Below are 16251 nucleotides of genomic sequence, written 5' to 3' on the forward strand. Positions count from 1 at the left end.
GCGGTCGGCGACGTATCCGGTGGACAGCGGAGCGCGGCGGGACGACTCTGGACCGACGACATTCGCACACGTATGTCACGGAGGGGAGCCACCATGTCGCAGGCAGCACCCCACGCAGCGGGCCCCAAACCGCCCCGGGCACATGGCCCGGAGAACGTCTGGGCGGCCAGCGGCACGCTCTTCGCCGGGGTGATGATGCTGGTCGCCGGCGTCCTCGGCGTCCTGGAAGGCATCGCCGGCATCGCCAGGAACCAGGTGTACCTGCTGAGCAACGAGCTGACGGGCACCTACGTCTACGAGTTCAACACGACCACGTGGGGCTGGATCCACCTGGTGCTCGGCATCATCGTCGCCGTGACCGGCTTCGGCCTGCTCAAGGGCGCCCGATGGGCCCGCACGTCCGGCATCGTACTGGCGGGCCTGTATGTGATCGCCCACTTCATGTGGCTGCCGTACCAGCCCATCTGGGCCACCGTCGGCATCGCGCTCGGCGTCTTCGTCATCTGGTCGCTGTGCACGGACCGCACCCGCTACATCCCCTGACGGCGAGGGTGCCGGCGGCCCACCGGACCGCCGGCACCCTGACGCACCGTCAACGTCGCACCGCCGCCGCCCCCGTCCCCGTTTCGCCCCCGCCGCCGCTTCGGCGCGCGTACTCTACAAATCTGTAGAGGACGAGGGCGGCGGTGCGGCCGGAGGGCGGAGGTGGGCGATGGCGTCACACGGGGTGCCCCCGCGGCGGCTGCCGCCGCTGCGTGGCGGGCCGGTGCCGGACGCGGCCTCCGTCAGCTATCGGCAGGCCGGGCCCATGTCGCCGGCCGGGCGCCGGGAGATCGGGATGTGGGACGCGGCGGGGCGGTCCGTGGGCCGGCTGGACTACCAGCTGTGCCACGAGTGCCGGCGCGGCTGGATCCGCAACATCGCCGTGGCCGAACACTGGCGCGGCCACGGCCTGGCCCGCGAGGCGCTGCACCGCGCACTCGCCCCGGCCGCTGCCTACCGCTGGTACACCTCCCGGCAGACCGCGGACGGCCGCCGGTTCTTCGCGGCGATGACCGAGGAGACCGCCGTGGCCTTCCCGGCCCCGTTCCTCGCGCGCGGCGCGCGCTGCCGCCACATGACGGGGCGTCGGCGCCGCGCCGCGCAGTGAGCGCGGGCGTTCACCGTTCCGTGGGAAGGTCCGTGGAAAGGCCCGCGGAAAGGTCCGCGGAAAGGCCGTCGAGGGCCTGCCACACGCGGTCGCGGGTCAGGGGGAGCGCGGTGAAGCGGACGCCTGTCGCGTCCCGTACCGCGTTGGTCAGGGCGGGCGGGACCGGGTTGAACGGGCTCTCGCTCATCGGTTTGGCGCCGAGCGGTCCGGTGGCGTCGGCCGTCGCGACGAAGTGCACCTCGGTACGGGGTACGTCCGCGAAGGCGGGCACGCGGTAGCGGCGGAAGGTGTCGGTGGTGACCGCGCCGTGCTCGTCGATGTCCAGGTGCTCGAAGAGGGTGACGCCCAGGGCCTGGGCCACGCCGCCCTCGACCTGGCCGCGGCACTGCAGCGGGTTCACCACCGTGCCCGCGTCGGCGGCGTGCACGCTGCGCAGGACGCGGATCTCGCCGGTACCGGGGTCGACGGCGACCCGGAACCACTGCGCGTCGAAGGCGACCGAGCGCGGGAGCCCGTCGGACCGTCCGTCCGCGGCCAGTTCCCGCCCGGCTGCGCGGGCTTCCGCGTGCAGGGCGCTGAGCGGTACCCGCCGGTCGCCGGCGACCACCGCGCCCTCCGTGAGGCGGCAGTCGGCGGCCGGCACCCCCAGGTGCGGTGCGGCGGCCGCGCGGATCGCGTCGGCGAGGGCCCGTGCGGCGCGCTGTGCCGCCTTGCCCGCGACCACCGTGCCGGTGGAGCCGAAGGTGCCGGTGTCGTGCGGCACCAGGTCGGTGTCGGCCTGACGCACGGTCACCCGCGTGCTGCTCGTGCCGAGTTCGGCGGCGGCGAGTTGTTGGTGGACGGTGGTGGCGCCGTTGCCGCACTCCGGGGTGCCGACGGCGAGGACGTACGTGCCGTCCGCGCTCAGGGTGGCGCGGGCCGTGGCGTGGTGGCCGCCGGGTGGGCCGCCGGCGAGCATCGACAGGGCGGTGCCTTCGCCGGACAGCCAGCCGTCGGGGGCGGGTGGCGCGGGTTCGGCGCGGGCCCGGCGGACGGCCTCCAGGCACTGGTCCAGGCCGTAGCCGGCGAGGCGGACGTCCGCCGCTTCGCCGGCCGGGGAGCGCAGGGGGTCGTCGGGGCCGATGACGTTCTTCGCGCGGAATTCCAGGGGGTCCAGGCCGAGGCGGCGGGCGAGTTCGTCGAGGGCGGACTCGACGGCGAAGACCGCCTGGCCGAGGCCGTAGCCGCGGTAGGCGCCGGCGGGGACGGTGTGGGTGAGGACGACGCAGCCGTCGACGCGTGTGTTCGGGCAGCGGTAGAGGGCGAGTGACTCGTCGCAGGCGCGGCGGAGTACGGCCGCGCCGTGGTTGCCGTACGCGCCGGTGTCGGCGACGAGGCGCAGGCGGAGTGCGGTGAGGGTACCGTCGCGGCGGGCGCCGGCGGTGACGTGGACGGTGAACGGGTGGCGGGTGGTCGCCGCGTGGAAGGTTTCGGTGCGGGTGTGCGCCAGCTTTACCGGGCGGCGGAGTCGTAGAGCGGCGAGGACGACGATGTCCTCGACGAGCAGCTCCTGTTTGCCGCCGAAGCCACCGCCGATGCGGCCGGTGACGACGCGGAGGGCCTGGGGTGCCAGGCCGAAGAGGGTGCACAGGGTGCGGCGGGCCAGGAAAGGGGTCTGGGTGCTGGACCGGACGACCAGCCGCCGTCCCTCGGCCGCCGGCCCGCCGGTGTCCTCGGGCGCGCCGTCGGGGGTGTCCTCGAACCAGGCGAGTGCGGCGTGCGTTTCCAGCCCGGCGTGTTGGACGCGCTGGGTGCGGAAGGTCTCCTCGTACACCACGTCGGCTTCGGCGAGTCCGGCGGCGATGTCGCCGGTCCCGCCGTGGACCTCGGCGACGATGTTCCGTTGCGGCCGGGCGATGCGCGAGGTGCGCGGGTCCTTGTCGTGCACGACGGGCGCGCCGGGGCGCAGGGCGGCCTCGGGGTCGAGGACGGCGGGCAGTACCTCGTATGTCACGCGGATGCGGCGGCAGCCTTCTTCGGCCGCCGCCTCGGTGTCGGCGACGACGGCGGCGACCCGTTGGCCGACGTGGCGCACGGTGTCGTCCAGGACGCGGGTGTCGGCGGGGTCCTCCTCGGAGTGTTCGTGGCAGGCGCTGGAGTAGTGGTGTGCGGGTGCGTCGTGGTGGGTGAGGACGGCGTGCACGCCCGGCACCTGGAGCGCGTCGGCGGTGTCGATGGCGGTGATCCGGGCGTGTGCGTGCGGTGAGCGGAGCAGGGCGAGGTGGAGCAGTCCCGGTACGTCGACGTCGAGGGTGTAGCGGGCGGTGCCGGTGACGATGCGGTGGCCGGCCGGGTCCTGGAGGCTGCGGCCGGCGGCCGGTCCGGGGGCCGGGTCCTCGGTGTGGCGTACGCCGTGCAGGGCGTCCTCGATGGCGCGGTAGCCGGTGCAGCGGCAGAGGTTGCCTTTGAGGGCGCGGGGCAGGTCGGCGCGGTGGGTGTCGTCGAGGGCGGCGGCGGTCATCAGGAAGCCGGGGGTGCAGTAGCCGCACTGGTAGCCCTGTGCGTCGAGGAAGGCGCGTTGGACGGGGTGGAGTTCGCCGTCCGGTGCGGCGAGCCCCTCGACGGTGGTGACGGAGCGGCCGTCGGCGCGGAAGGCGGGGTAGAGGCAGCTGTGCACGGGGTCGCCGTCGACGTGCACGGTGCAGGCCCCGCAGTCCCCCGCGTCGCAGCCTTTCTTCACTCCGTACCAGCCGTGTTCTCGCAGGTAGGAGCGGAGGCACTGGCCGGGGCGCGGCGCGGTGTCGTGGTGGCGTCCGTTGACGCGGGTGCGGAAGCCCATGGGCGGGGGTGGTTCGCCTGCCGACGGTGGCACGGTCTCCAGCATAGCGAGCAGGGGCGGTGGGGCGGGGCGGCGTGCCGGTGGGTTTCAGATGTGGTGGCGTCCCCACCGGGGCCCTATCCGGGCCCATTCGCGCTCCCAGCCGGCGAGCCGTACGCGGTCCAGGTAGCGGCGGCCGCCCCAGCGGACGGCCAGGACGGCGAGGCCGAGTGCCATGCCGGTGCCGAGGCCGGCGGCGACGCCGTCGTCGGCGGCTTGGGCGGTGGTCATGGGCGGGTCGGCGAGGCGTCCGTCGGGGTGGGTCCACACGGGGACGGCGGCGCCTTTGCGGGTGCCGGGTTCGACGTCGACGGTGCCGGTGTGGCGGCGGCCGTCGGGGCCGGTCCAGCGGACCTTGGCCGGTACCCGGTCGATGCCGGCGGCGAAGCCGGTGGTCGAGGGGTCGGCCGGTACGGGTTCGAGGAGGCGGCCGGTCAACGTGCGGCGTTCGGCGAGCTGTTCCGCGCGTTCGGTGCGCTGGCTGCCGTAGGTGGCGAGGCCGGCGGAGAGGCCGGCGGCCGGTACGCCGAGGATCAGGGCGAGGGCCGTGAGCAGGCCGAGCCAGGCGTCCAGCACGTCCCACCGGCGGCGCAGCGGGCACCGCCGCCACCGCCATCGCCCGCCGATGTGCTGCATGGCTGTCGCCTCTCTCGGCTCGTCGCGCTCCCTCTTCTCTCCGCTCCCCCGTGTCGCTCTGTAGTCCGGCTACCCCCATTTCGGCGGAAGGTGCCGGCCGGGAGGCGGGGAATGCGCACATGAGTGCGTTATTGCTCACGTTTCGGCCGCCGAGTGGCCCTGTCAGCAGGCTAGCCCGTCCCGGGGCGTCGTGCCGGAGCCGGGATCGCGGGCGTGGTTTACGGGGTCGGGGCGCCGGTACCCGTACTGCCAGAGATTCGAACGCGAGAACGCACGGAGAGGACAGTGGTGATGACCACGAGTCCGGAAGTGGACCCTCCGTATGCCCCGGTCGGCGGGCCCCTCCATGCGCACGGTGTCGTGCGAAAAGGGTTCCGGCCCCGGCCGGGACTGGTCGGGGTCGGTGGCGGGGCCGTGGTCGCGGTGGCGGAAGGATCGCTGGCCGCGCTGGTGTCGGTGCCGTGCGGCCCGGGCGGAGCGTGGGGGTCGTACGGTCCCCATGAGGCGCTGGATGCCACGGACATGTCGGCCTCCGAATGGGCGGCGCAGGCCGCCGATGCGCACCGCAGGATCGTCGACGAGGCGGCCACCGCGGTCTGCGTCCTGCCGCTGCACATGGGTACCGTCCACGGGGACGAGGAGCAGGTGCGCCGAGCCCTCGCCGCGCGCGCCGAGCTGTACGAGCGGCTGCTGACGCGGCTGGACGGGCGGTCGGAGTGGGGCGTGAAGGCGTACGCGGGTGACGCGGAGGGGGACGACGGCCGGGCCGTGACGGACGGCGCCGGCGAGCCCGTGGACAAGCTGGCGCGGACGGCACACCATGCGCTGGCGGACGTCTCCGAGTGCAGCCGGGTGCACCATCCGCGGGACGCCTGCCCGCCGGGTGCGCTGCCGGGCGCGGCCGCCTGCTGTGCCACCTCCGCGTACTGGACCTCGCCCATCTCCGGGGCGCCGTATCCGCACGGCCGGAACCTGCTGGACAGCGCGTATCTGGTGCACCGGGAGGCGGCGGGCGCCTTCGCCGAGACGGTCGGCGGGGTGGTCGCCCGCTGTCCGGAGCTGCACATCGAACTGACCGGCCCGTGGGCGCCGTACTCCTTCGCCGATCCGGGCGGCCTGTCCGCCCTCTCGGGCTGAGCGCCGCCACCGGACCGTGGCCGGTGGGCGGCGGCGCGGTGCCTGTCCGGTTCGCTCCGGCCAGGCGGAGTCCCGGGTCGTGGTGACGAAGTCGCCGCGGCGGAAGCCGGGCACGAAGTGCTCCAGGGGCGGGTCCGGTCTCGTCAGGAGCCGCCGCGGACCGTCGTCACCGGCACGCCGAGGTCGCGCATGCGGCGGAGTTCGGTGACCGGCAGGGCGTCGTCGACGAGGACGGTGTCGAAGTCGGTGAGCGGGGCCAGCGCGTAGATGCCCCGGCGGGTGAACTTGGTGTGGTCCACCAGCAGCACCCGGCGCGCGGCCCGCTCCATCAGTGCCCGCTTGACCTGCACCGTCTCCTGCGACTGGTGGTAGCAGGTGTCACCGGTGACGGCCGTGGTGGACAGGAACAGCACGTCCGCGCGGAAGGAGCGGACCGCCTCCGCCGTGTGCGGGCCGAGGAACGCGTCGTACGCCGGGTAGTAGGCGCCGCCCAGCGCGAGCAGGCTGATGCCGGGCTCGCCCGCCAGCAGCTTGATGACGGGCAGGAAGTTGCTGATGACGGTGAGCGGGCCGCGCTCGGTGAGGTGCTGGGCGAGCGCGAGGCAGGTCGTGGACTCGTCGATCATGACGGTCTGGCCGGGGGTCAGCTGCCGGAGGGCGGCCCGCGCGAGCCGGTGCTTGGTCGTGCGCATGGCTGCCATGCGCTCGCTGAGATCGCCGTGGAAGAGCAGTGACGGCAGCGAGGAGGCGCCGCCGCGCACCTTCCGCAGCCAGCCCTGCGCCTGGAGGACGTCCAGGTCGCGGTGGATGGTCATGATGCTGACCGCGTACTCCTTCGCGAGGTCGGCGGTGCGGACGAAGCCCTCGGCGGCGACCCGTTCGCGGATGCGCTGCTGACGGTCGTGCTGGATGTCCTCCCGCCGCGCGGCGCCGCCGGGCGCGCTGCCGTGCTCCTCGGTCACTGCGGGAACCTCCCGTTGATTTCACACGGATGTCACACGGCAAAGCTGCGCCCGCGCCCCAGGTCAACGGGGAAATGCCGAGCTCACACCGCATTGCCGCCATGTTAAGCCCGCGGTGCGGAGGCCCGCCGCCGGCGGATTTCACCCGGCGGCCCGGCCGGCTCGCGAGAGGTCGGCCGGCGGGCGTTGACCGGCTCGGCGCCGCCCGCGTTGCATCGGTGCCACACGGGCCCGGCCACGCCGGTCAGGGACGCGGGCGGCCCGTACCGCTGGACGATCCGTACCAGGGAAAATACGAGGGAAGAGGTGCCGTGGTGGCCAGTGACGCTCCCACACCTGCCGGGCCGCCGGACGCCGGGCGGCGGCCGGCCTGGACCGAACGGCTCGGCATCCCGCACGGGCTCGCCTGGGGCTTCCTCGGCGTGCTCGTCTTCATGATCGGCGACGGCGTGGAGTCCGGGTACCTGTCGCCGTACCTGGCGCAGGAGGGCCTGTCGGCGCAGCGGGTGGCGATGCTGTTCACCGTGTACGGCATCACCGCCTCCGTCGCCGCGTGGCTCTCCGGCGCGCTGTCGGACCTGTGGGGGCCGCGCCGGGTGATGATGGCCGGGTTCGGTGCCTGGATCGGCTTCCAGGTGCTCATGCTGGCGATCGCGGTGCCCTCGATGAACTATCCGCTGCTGCTCCTCAGCTACGGTCTGCGCGGCATCGGCTATCCGCTCTTCGCGTTCGGCTTCCTGGTGTGGATCGCGGCGACGGCGCCGGAGCGGCGGCTCGGCACGGCGGTCGGCTGGTTCTGGTTCGCGTTCACCGGCGGGCTGCCGACGCTCGGGTCGCTCGTCGCGAGTTTCCTCGTGCCGCAGGTCGGGGCCTACCGCACCCTGTGGTTCTCGCTCGGCCTGGTCGTCCTTGGCGGGCTGATCGCGCTGCTGCTGGTCCGCGAGCGGACCGGCTTCGCGCGGCTGGCGCCGGCCGGTGAGCGGCCCCTGGCCACGTTGTTCGGCAGCCTGGCGCTGCTCGGGCGCAATCCGCGGATCGGCGCGGGGGCCGTGGTCCGCATGATCAATACGGTGCCGGAGTTCGGCTTCCTGGTCTGCCTGCCGGCCTTCTTCACGCAGACGATCGGGCTGAGCCTGGCGCAGTGGCTGCGCCTGCTGTCCGTGATGTTCGCGGTCAACATCGTCTTCAACCTGGTGTTCGGTGCGCTCGGGGACCGGTTCGGCTGGCGGCGCACGGTCGCCTGGTGCGGTGGCTTCGGCTGCACGGTCACCTCGCTGCTGCTGTACTACGTGCCGACCGCGCTCGGCGGGCAGTACGCGCTCTGCCTGCTGGTGGCGGGTCTGTTCGGCGCGACGCTGGCCGGGTACGTGCCGCTGTCCGCGCTGATGCCGTCGCTCGCCCCCGCGCACAAGGGCCAGGCGATGGCGGCGCTGAATCTGGGCGCCGGCGCCAGCACCTTCGTCGGTCCGGCGCTGGTCGCGGTCTTCCTCGGGCCGCTCGGTGTGCAGGGCGTCATCTGGATCTTCGCCGGTCTGTACGCGCTGAGCGGGGTGCTGGCCCTCTGGCTGCGCACGCCCGCCGAACGCGACGCTCGGCCCCACGCACCCGCCACCCCGGCAGCCGTCGGCGCCACCGAAGGAGTGTGACCCGTGTCCGTACTCTCCATCGACGTCGGCACCTCGCTGATCAAGTCCGTGGTCTACGACGCCGAGGGCCACGAGGTGGCCGTCGCCCGGCACGCCACCACGGTCGACCGCCCGCACCCCGGGTGGGCCGAACAGGACATGGACGCCGTGTGGGACGCGGTGGTGCACACCGTGCGCGAGGCGCTCGACGCGGTGCGGGACCGGGGCGCGGCACCGGTGTGGCTGGTCACCTTCACCGCGCAGGGTGACGGCTGCTGGCTCGTGGACGAGGCCGGCCGGCCCACAGGACCCGCCGTCCTGTGGTCCGACGGGCGGGCCGCCGACACGGTCACCGAATGGCAGCGCGCCGGGGTGCTGGCGGACGCCTTCCGCCGCAACGGCTCGCTCACCTTCGCGGGCCTGCCCAACGCGATCCTCACCTGGCTCGCGGAGCACGACCCCGCACGCCTGGCCCGCTCGACCACCGCCCTCACCGCCGCCGGCTGGCTGTTCCTGCGGCTCACCGGGGAGCGGGTGATCGACGAGTCGGACGCCTCGGCGCCCTTCCTCGACCACGCCACCGGCACCTACGACCAGGAGGTCATCGACCTCTTCGGACTCCGCGCGGCGGAACGGCTGCTGCCCGACGTGGTCGGCGACGAGCGCCGCATCGCCGAGATCACGTCTGCTGCCGCCGCCGAACTGGGCGTCGCCGCCGGGCTGCCGGTCGTCATGGCCCCGTACGACATCGCCGCGACCGCGCGCGGCATCGGCGTGGTCAACCCCGGTCAGGCGTGCGCCGTCCTCGGCACGACGCTCTGCGCCGAGGTGGTCCGCACCGCCGTCGACACCGCCGGCGAGCCGAGCGGCATCAACATCGCCTACCGCGGCCGGGAACGCGTCCTGCGCGCCTTCCCCACCCTCTCCGGCACCGAGGTCCTGAACTGGACCGCCGGGGTGCTCGGCCTCACCGGTGCGGAGGAGCTGTGCGCCGAGGCGTTCCGCTCCGCACCCGGCGCCCACGGCCTGGCCTTCCTGCCGTACCTCTCCCCCGCCGGCGAACGGGCGCCGTTCCTGGACCCGCGCGCCCGCGGCACCTTCTGGGGGCTGAGCCTGGAACACTCCCGGGCCGACCTCGCCCGCGGGGTGTTGGAAGGGCTCTCGCTCACCCTGCGCGACGCGCTCACCGCCTCCCGCACGGACGTCAGCGAGCTGCGGCTGTGCGGCGGCGGGGCCCGCAGCGACGCGTGGTGCGGCCTGATCGCGGACGTCACGGGCGTGCCGACGACCCGCTCCACCGACACCGAACTGGGCGCGAAGGGCGCCTTCCTCACCGGCCTCGTCCTCACCGGCGCCGAGTCCAGCATGCACCGGGCCGCCGACACCTACGTCCACCTGGGCCCGGCCTGGGAGCCCGCCCCCGAGCGCACCGCGCTCTACACCGAGCGGTACGCCGCCTTCCTGTCCTGGCGCGCGCTGGCCCGCGAAGCGGGCTGGCAGCCGCACGCACCGAAGGCCTCACCACTGCACGCACCGAAGGAGGAGATCTGATGCCCCGCCCCGCCGATCCCGTTCGGCTCGGCCTCGACCTGGGCACCCAGAGCGCCCGCGCCGTCGCGGTGGACGCCGCCGGCCGGCTGCTGGCCGCCGCCTCCCGGCCGCTGCACAGCAGCCGGACCGGCGAGCGCCACGAGCAGGACCCCGAGGAGTGGTGGCACGCGCTCGCCGCGGCCTGCCGCGAGGCCCTCGCGGACATCGATCCGGCGCGGGTGACGGCCCTGGCCCTGGACGGCACGTCCGGCACGATCCTGCTGGCCGGCGCGGACGGCACCCCGCTCACCCCGGGCCTGATGTACGACGACGGGCGCGCCGCCGCGCAGGCCGTACGGGTCAACGAGGCGGGCGCCGCGGTCTGGGAGGAGCTGGGCTACCGCACCATGCAGCCCTCGTGGGCGCTGCCGAAGTCGGTGTGGCTGCTGGAGCACTCCGCGGCCGCCACGGCGCCGGGGGCCCGGCTGCTGCACCAGGTGGACCTGGTGACCTGGCGGCTGGCCGGCCGTCAGGTGGCGAGCGACGCCAGCCACGCGCTGAAGACCGGCTACCACCTCATCGAGGAGCACTGGCCGGAGAAGGAGCTGGCCGCGCTCGGCGTGCCCGGCTCCCTGCTCCCGGAGGTGGTGCGCCCGGGGACCGTGCTCGGTACGGTGTGCGCCGCCGCGGCGCGGGCCACCGGCATCCCCGAGGGCGTGGAGATCGTCGCGGGCATGACGGACGGCTGTGCCGCGCAGATCGGGGCCGGTGCGCTGGCCCCCGGTGCGTGGAACTCCGTCCTCGGTACGACGCTCGTGCTCAAGGGCGTCAGCCCACGCCTGGTCCGCGACCCCGGCGGCCTGGTCTATTGCCACCGCGGCCCCGGCGACACCTGGCTGCCCGGCGCCGCGTCCAGCAGCGGCGCGGGCGCGCTGACCCGCGAGTTCCCCGGCGCCGACCTGGCGGAGCTGACCGAACGGGCCGCCCGGTACGGCCGGTCGGCGACGGGTGCGGCACACGACGCGGTCGCGTACCCGCTGGCCGGTTCCGGCGGCGAGCGCTTCCCCTTCCGGGCGCCCGATGCGAGGCCGTTCGTGCTGGGCGACCCGGCGGACGAGACGGAGTACTTCCACGCCCACCTGCTCGGTACGGCCTGCCTCGAACGGCTCTGCTTCGACTACCTCGACCACCTCGGCGCCCCGGTCGACGGCCCGCTGACCCTCACCGGCGGCGGCACCCGCAACGCGTACTGGAACCAACTCCGTGCCGACGTGCTCGGCCGCACCGTCACGCTGCCCGAGCACGCCGAGGGCGCCCTCGGCATGGCGGTGCTCGCCGCCACCGCCGACGGCACCCCGCTCACCGAAGCAGCCGCCGCGATGGTCCGGGTACGTGCCGAGCTCCGGCCCGACCCCGCGCGCACCGCCCGCTTCCGCCCCGCCTACCTGGCGTTCGTGGACGCCCTGAACCACCGCGGCCTGCTGGCTCCCGACGTGGCCGAGCACGCCGTCAGAAAGGCCCAGCAGTGACCGACTTCCTTCTGGTACGCCACGGCGAGACCGTCTGGCACGCGGAGAACCGCTACGCCGGGCGCACCGACGTCGCCCTCACCGAGCGGGGCCACGCGCAGGCCGCCGAGCTGGCCGCGTGGGCCGCCGGGGCCCGGATCGACGCGGTGGTCTGCTCGCCGCTGTCCCGGGCCCGGCTCACCGCGGAGCCGGCGGCGCGCGCCCTGGGTCTCGTACCGCGGATCGAGGAGCGCCTGGTGGAGGTCGACTTCGGGCGCGGTGACGGGCTGACCCGGACCGAGATGCGGGAGGCGTTCCCGGAGCGGCTGGACGCGTTCCTCGCCGACCCCGTCACCCACCACCTTCCCGGCGGCGAGGACCCGCAGGCCGCCGCCGCGCGGGCCGCGGCCTGCCTCGCCGGCCTGGCCGAGGAGCTCCCGGACGGCCGGGTCCTGGTCGTCGCCCACTCCACCCTGGTCCGCCTGCTGCTCTGCCACGAGCTGGGCATCCCCCTCGGCACCTACCGCAGGGTCTTCCCGGCCCTGGAGAACGGCGCCCTCACCGAGCTGCGCCTCCACCGCGGGCAGGCGTCCCTGCTGCGCCTGAACGCGCCCTGTGCCGTGTCCCCCGCCGGCACCCACTGACCCGCACCGCACCCACGGAGAGACCACGCATGTCCACCACCGTCCTCGCCGCCGGCGACCACTTCGTCCTGCCCCGCCTGCTCACCGAGCAGGTCGACGCCGCGACCGGCGGCGCCGCCGAGGTCCGCGAGCTGCTGCTGCCCTGGCCGCACACCCCCTTCGGCCCGGTCGCCGAGGTCCAGGAGGCCTCCGGGACCGAGGACGAGATGATCGAGGCACTTCAAGGGGCCCGGGTGTGCGTCACCCAACTGGCCCCGCTCACCGAGCGCATCCTCGCCCACTGCCCGGATCTGGAGCTGTTCTGCGCCAGCCGGGGCGGCCCGGTCAACGCCAACCTCGAAGCGGCCACCCGGCACGGCGTCGCGGTCTGCTACGCCCCCGGCCGCAACGCCGTGGCCACCGCCGAGCACACCCTCGCGCTGATCCTCGCCGCGGCGCGCGGCCTCGGCGACGTCCACACCGATCTGCGGCGCGGGGTCTGGCGCGGTGACTACTTCGACTACGCCGACTGCGGCATCGAGATCGAGGGCGCGACCGTCGGTCTGGTCGGCTTCGGTGCCGTCGGCAGCCGGGTCGCCAAGGTGTTGCTCGCGCTCGGCGCGACGGTCCTGGTCCACGACCCGTACGCCGATCCCGAGCGGCTGGCGGGCATCGCCGAGCAGGTGTCGCTGGAGGAGCTGTTGAGCCGTTCGCGCATCGTCTCGCTGCACGCCCGGGTGACCGAGGAGACCACCGGCATGATCGGCCGGAGCCAGCTCGACCTGATGCCTGAAGGGGCCGTACTGGTCAACTGCGCCCGCGGGGCGCTGCTCGACTACGACGCCGCGTGCGACGCGCTCGCCTCCGGCCGGCTGTCCGCCGCCGGCTTCGACGTCTTCCCCGAGGAGCCGGTCCCCGCCGGCTCGCCCCTGCTCACCGCGCCGGGCGTCGTCCTCACCCCGCACATCGCGGGCGGCAGCCAGGGCGTCGCCCACAAGGCCGCCCGGATCGTGGGCGCCGAGGTGGGCCGCTTCGTCCGTGGCGAGGCCCTGGCCCACTGCGCCAACCCGGAGGTGCTGGAGCGCCGCTGAACACCGGGCCCGCCGCGCCTGGTCTCAGGAGCGGGAGGCCGTGCCGCCCCCGGCCGGTACCCGGCCGTGGGGCGGCTTTTCCTCGTCCGGTGCCGGGCTGGGAGCACCGGGCAGGAGGGGCGTCACACCACCGCTGCCTCAGTGGTTGCCGTGGTGGTGGTGGTCCTGCTGCTGGGCGGCGTCGCCCACGCAGCTGTTGCCGAAGGCCGGGTTCAGGGCGCCGATCACGTCGACGGTGTTGCCGCAGGCGTTGATCGGGACGCTGACCGGAACCTGGAGCACATTGCCCGACAGCACGCCCGGGGAGCCCACGGCAGCCGCGGAGGCCGACGCGCCCCCGCTGCCGCTGCCGCTGTCGTGCGCGGCGGCGACCGACGCCCCGCCGAACACCGCGGTGGTCGCAAGAGCCGCAAAAGCAGTGAGCTTCGCCATTCGTGACATGACAACTGGCCTTTCCGTAAAAGAGTGGGAAGCGGCCGCACTGCCGCTTCCCTTCTCCCTCTTGATCGGGCCAGCCGCGTCGAAAGTTGCGCGGAAAACAGTTTTTCACCTGTTCGGCCGCACAGCATGTCGGGCCCGGCTTTCCATTCGGCGGCTCCCCCGCCATTCGGGCGTGCCCACGGCGCCGACAGCCGACGGTCATACAGAAGCTTTGTTAGCTTAGCGTTTTACTGACCCGTTCGACCCATGAGCGACATACGTAATGAGGGGTAGCGTGCCGTTCTCCCGGAAAACTGCCATGGATCAGCACGGTGGCCACCCGTCGGTCGCGGTCGACAGCCGTACAGCACGAAGGGAGGACGGCACGGAAACCGAAGTCCGCCGCCCGGCGGACGAGGCGCCGTCCGTCCCCCGTTACGACTACGAGAAGTTCAGCCGGCTGGCAGGCCCGTTGACCGTGCCGGACGCCGGCGCCGAGCCATACCGGGTGCAGTACCGCTCCCTGCTGAGCAGCAGTACCCACCGGGTGCTCTCCGCCCTGCTGCTGGCCTGTGCGCCGCTGGCCTCGCTGGCGCTGCTCATCTGGCTGCTGCGGCCGCAGCACTGGGTGCACCGGGAGTACGCGGCGGGCTGGGAGGTCTTCGCCGACACGGTCATGCTCGTCTCCATCGGACTGCTGGAGACCTTCCGCGTCCTGAACGTGGTCTCCATCGCCCACGCCACGCTCGTCGCCAGGGACCCGGTGCCGGTCAGGGCCGCGCCCGGTACCCGGGTGGCGTTCCTGACCACTTTCGTGCCCGGCAAGGAGCCCCTGGAAATGGTCCGGGCGACGCTGACCGGCGCCACCGCGCTGCGGCACGACGGGCCGCTGGACGTGTGGCTGCTGGACGAGGGAAACGTTCCCGAAGTGCGGCGGATGTGCGAGGAACTGGGCGTCCGGCACTTCTCCCGCAAAGGGGTGGAGAAATGGAACCAGCCGGCGGGCCCGTACCGCGCGAGAACCAAGCACGGCAATTACAATGCCTGGCTCGAAGCGCACGGCGACGACTATGAATTCATGGCCGACGTGGACACGGACCACGTGCCGCTGCCCGCGTACCTGGAACGCATGATGGGCTTTTTCCGGGACCCGGACGTGGCTTTCGTCGTCGGCCCGCAGGTCTACGGGAACTACGAGAGCACGGTCGCCCGAGCCTCCGAGAGCCAGCAATTCCTGTTCCATGCGCTGATTCAGCGGGCCGGTAACGCGTACGGCTCACCGATGTTCGTCGGCACCAACAACTGCGTACGGATCAGCGCCCTGAAACAGGCCGGCGGCTTCTACGACTCCATCACCGAGGACATGGCCACCGGGCTGGAGATCCACCGCCGGCGCAACCCCCGGACCGGCCGTCCCTGGCGTTCGGTCTACACCCCCGATGTGCTGGCGGTGGGCGAGGGGCCGGCCACCTGGACCGACTTCTTCAACCAGCAGCTGCGATGGAGCCGCGGCACCCACGAATCGGTCATCCGGCAGTTCTGGCGTGCTGTCGCCCACCTCTCCCCCGGCCAGGTGCTCAATTACGGGCTGATGATGGCGTACTACCCCGTCGCCGGGATCAACTGGATCATCGGCGGCCTGTCCTGTGCGCTGTTCCTCTGTCTGGGCGCCTCCGGCATCCAGGTCGAGTCGCAGATGTGGATGATGCTGTACAGCGATGCCGCGGCCCTGCAGATCGGGCTCTACATGTGGAACCGGCGGCACAACGTCAGCCCGCACGAGCCGCAGGGGTCCTCGGGCATCGCGGGCATGGCGATGTCCGCGATGTCCGCGCCGCTGTACGCGCGCTCGCTGACGGGAGCGGTACTGCGGCGGAAGGCCGGCTTCGTCGTCACCTCCAAGGGGGCCACCGCCCACCCCGACCGGCTGCGCACCTTCACCACCCACCTGGCGTGGGCCGGGCTGTTCGCCGTGACGCTGCTCGCCTCGGTCTTCCTCGGCCACACCCATGTGGCCATGCGAACCTGGGCAGCCATCGCGCTGGTGCTCGCCCTCGCCCCGCTGGTGGTCTGGCGCGCGTCCCTTCCCCACGAACGCCACCGCGCCGAGAACGCGGTGGCGGCGACGCCGGCGCCGGTCCCGGCCGTGGTGGGTGAGCTGGAGCGGTTCCGGGAGTTGGTGCGGCACGCCCTCGACACACAGGCACCGTTCTCCTGGGTGACCGCCGACGCGGCGTACGGGCGGGACCGGCCGCTCCGCGACTGGCTGGAGGAGTCCCGGGTCCCGTACGTCCTCGCGCTCCGGGCCGAGGACAGGGTGCACACCGCCGACGGTGCCGACACACGCGTGGACGCCCTGGTCACCTCCCTCCCCGTGCAGGCGTGGAAGTACGTACGGGGCCGGACCGCCCCGCGGGCGGCGGACGAGTACGTCTGGGCGCGGGTCGTGATCCGCCCGGCCCCGCACGAGGGGTTCGGGCGCTGGGTGCTGGCCCGGCGGACCGGCGGCGACCCGGAGGGCACCGCCTACTACGTCTGTTACGGGCCGTCGGCCGCGCGCCTGACGGACCTGGTGAAGGTCGCGTCGAGCCGGTGGGCGGTGGAGGAGTTCCTGCGCAGCCCCGACACCGGAGGCGGCCCGCCCGGCATCGACGGGGCCGACGTGCCCGCGCCGTCCTGACGTCCGGGCAGCCCCTGTCCCTTCTCTCTGGT

13 protein-coding genes are annotated in these 16251 nt (G+C 73.7%); 9 read left to right on the forward strand and 4 right to left on the reverse strand.

Translation table 11 applies throughout. The features are described 5' to 3' along the window. The first annotated feature begins 93 nt into the window (after nucleotides 1-93). Both IF20_RS03130 and IF20_RS03135 read left to right on the forward strand, forming a co-directional pair. Nucleotides 94-543 carry a DUF7144 family membrane protein gene (locus IF20_RS03130; protein ID WP_052863309.1) on the forward strand — a complete coding sequence of 150 codons (450 nt, stop codon included), beginning with the start codon at nucleotides 94-96 and terminating at the stop codon, nucleotides 541-543. A gap of 169 nt (nucleotides 544-712) precedes the next feature. Beyond that, entirely contained in the window at nucleotides 713-1150 is a 438-nt protein-coding gene (locus IF20_RS03135; RefSeq protein ID WP_052863310.1) for an N-acetyltransferase, read from the forward strand. Nucleotides 1151-1160: 10 nt separating this feature from the next. On the opposite strand, the gene IF20_RS03140 is transcribed toward IF20_RS03135, so the two are convergent. Both IF20_RS03140 and IF20_RS03145 read right to left on the reverse strand, forming a co-directional pair. Continuing rightward, nucleotides 1161-3968 carry a molybdopterin-dependent oxidoreductase gene (locus IF20_RS03140; RefSeq protein WP_052863311.1) on the reverse strand — a complete coding sequence of 936 codons (2808 nt, stop codon included), beginning with the start codon at nucleotides 3966-3968 and terminating at the stop codon, nucleotides 1161-1163. A gap of 87 nt (nucleotides 3969-4055) precedes the next feature. Then, nucleotides 4056-4643 carry an Rv1733c family protein gene (locus IF20_RS03145; RefSeq protein ID WP_052863312.1) on the reverse strand — a complete coding sequence of 196 codons (588 nt, stop codon included), beginning with the start codon at nucleotides 4641-4643 and terminating at the stop codon, nucleotides 4056-4058. 291 nt (nucleotides 4644-4934) lie between these two features. Here IF20_RS03145 and IF20_RS03150 point away from each other — a divergent pair, with 291 nt between their 5' ends. Further along, the gene (locus IF20_RS03150; RefSeq protein ID WP_110943733.1) at nucleotides 4935-5780 is read left to right on the forward strand and encodes a GvpL/GvpF family gas vesicle protein; all 846 of its coding nucleotides are present in this window, start codon (nucleotides 4935-4937) and stop codon (nucleotides 5778-5780) included. Nucleotides 5781-5923: 143 nt separating this feature from the next. On the opposite strand, the gene IF20_RS03155 is transcribed toward IF20_RS03150, so the two are convergent. Then, nucleotides 5924-6742, reverse strand: a complete 819-nt coding sequence (locus tag IF20_RS03155) for a DeoR/GlpR family DNA-binding transcription regulator (RefSeq protein WP_052863314.1) — start codon at nucleotides 6740-6742, stop codon at nucleotides 5924-5926. 314 nt (nucleotides 6743-7056) lie between these two features. Here IF20_RS03155 and IF20_RS03160 point away from each other — a divergent pair, with 314 nt between their 5' ends. Genes IF20_RS03160 through IF20_RS03180 form a run of 5 tightly spaced genes read left to right on the forward strand, consistent with a single transcriptional unit; the run spans nucleotide 7057 to nucleotide 13119 of the window. Further along, the gene (locus tag IF20_RS03160) at nucleotides 7057-8388 is read left to right on the forward strand and encodes an MFS transporter (RefSeq protein WP_052863511.1); all 1332 of its coding nucleotides are present in this window, start codon (nucleotides 7057-7059) and stop codon (nucleotides 8386-8388) included. A gap of 3 nt (nucleotides 8389-8391) precedes the next feature. Continuing rightward, entirely contained in the window at nucleotides 8392-9918 is a 1527-nt protein-coding gene (locus IF20_RS03165; RefSeq protein ID WP_052863315.1) for an FGGY-family carbohydrate kinase, read from the forward strand. Beyond that, on the forward strand, nucleotides 9918-11426 hold the full coding sequence (locus IF20_RS03170) for an FGGY-family carbohydrate kinase (RefSeq protein WP_052863316.1): 1509 nt from the start codon (nucleotides 9918-9920) through the stop codon (nucleotides 11424-11426). Before IF20_RS03165 ends, IF20_RS03170 begins: the two co-directional genes overlap by 1 nt. Continuing rightward, nucleotides 11423-12049 carry a histidine phosphatase family protein gene (locus IF20_RS03175; protein ID WP_052863317.1) on the forward strand — a complete coding sequence of 209 codons (627 nt, stop codon included), beginning with the start codon at nucleotides 11423-11425 and terminating at the stop codon, nucleotides 12047-12049. Before IF20_RS03170 ends, IF20_RS03175 begins: the two co-directional genes overlap by 4 nt. A gap of 29 nt (nucleotides 12050-12078) precedes the next feature. Beyond that, entirely contained in the window at nucleotides 12079-13119 is a 1041-nt protein-coding gene (locus IF20_RS03180; RefSeq protein ID WP_052863318.1) for a 2-hydroxyacid dehydrogenase, read from the forward strand. A 138-nt stretch (nucleotides 13120-13257) separates the two neighbouring features. Here IF20_RS03180 and IF20_RS03185 read toward each other — a convergent pair whose 3' ends face one another. Further along, nucleotides 13258-13551: a chaplin gene (locus IF20_RS03185; RefSeq protein WP_407702433.1), complete on the reverse strand. Its 294-nt coding sequence runs from the start codon at nucleotides 13549-13551 to the stop codon at nucleotides 13258-13260. Nucleotides 13552-13858: 307 nt separating this feature from the next. Here IF20_RS03185 and IF20_RS03190 point away from each other — a divergent pair, with 307 nt between their 5' ends. Beyond that, nucleotides 13859-16219 carry a glycosyltransferase family 2 protein gene (locus IF20_RS03190; protein ID WP_199896458.1) on the forward strand — a complete coding sequence of 787 codons (2361 nt, stop codon included), beginning with the start codon at nucleotides 13859-13861 and terminating at the stop codon, nucleotides 16217-16219. The last annotated feature ends 32 nt before the right edge of the window (nucleotides 16220-16251 follow it).

The organism is Streptomyces niger, assembly GCF_000718305.1.
Taxonomy (GTDB): Bacteria; Actinomycetota; Actinomycetes; order Streptomycetales; family Streptomycetaceae; genus Streptomyces; species Streptomyces niger.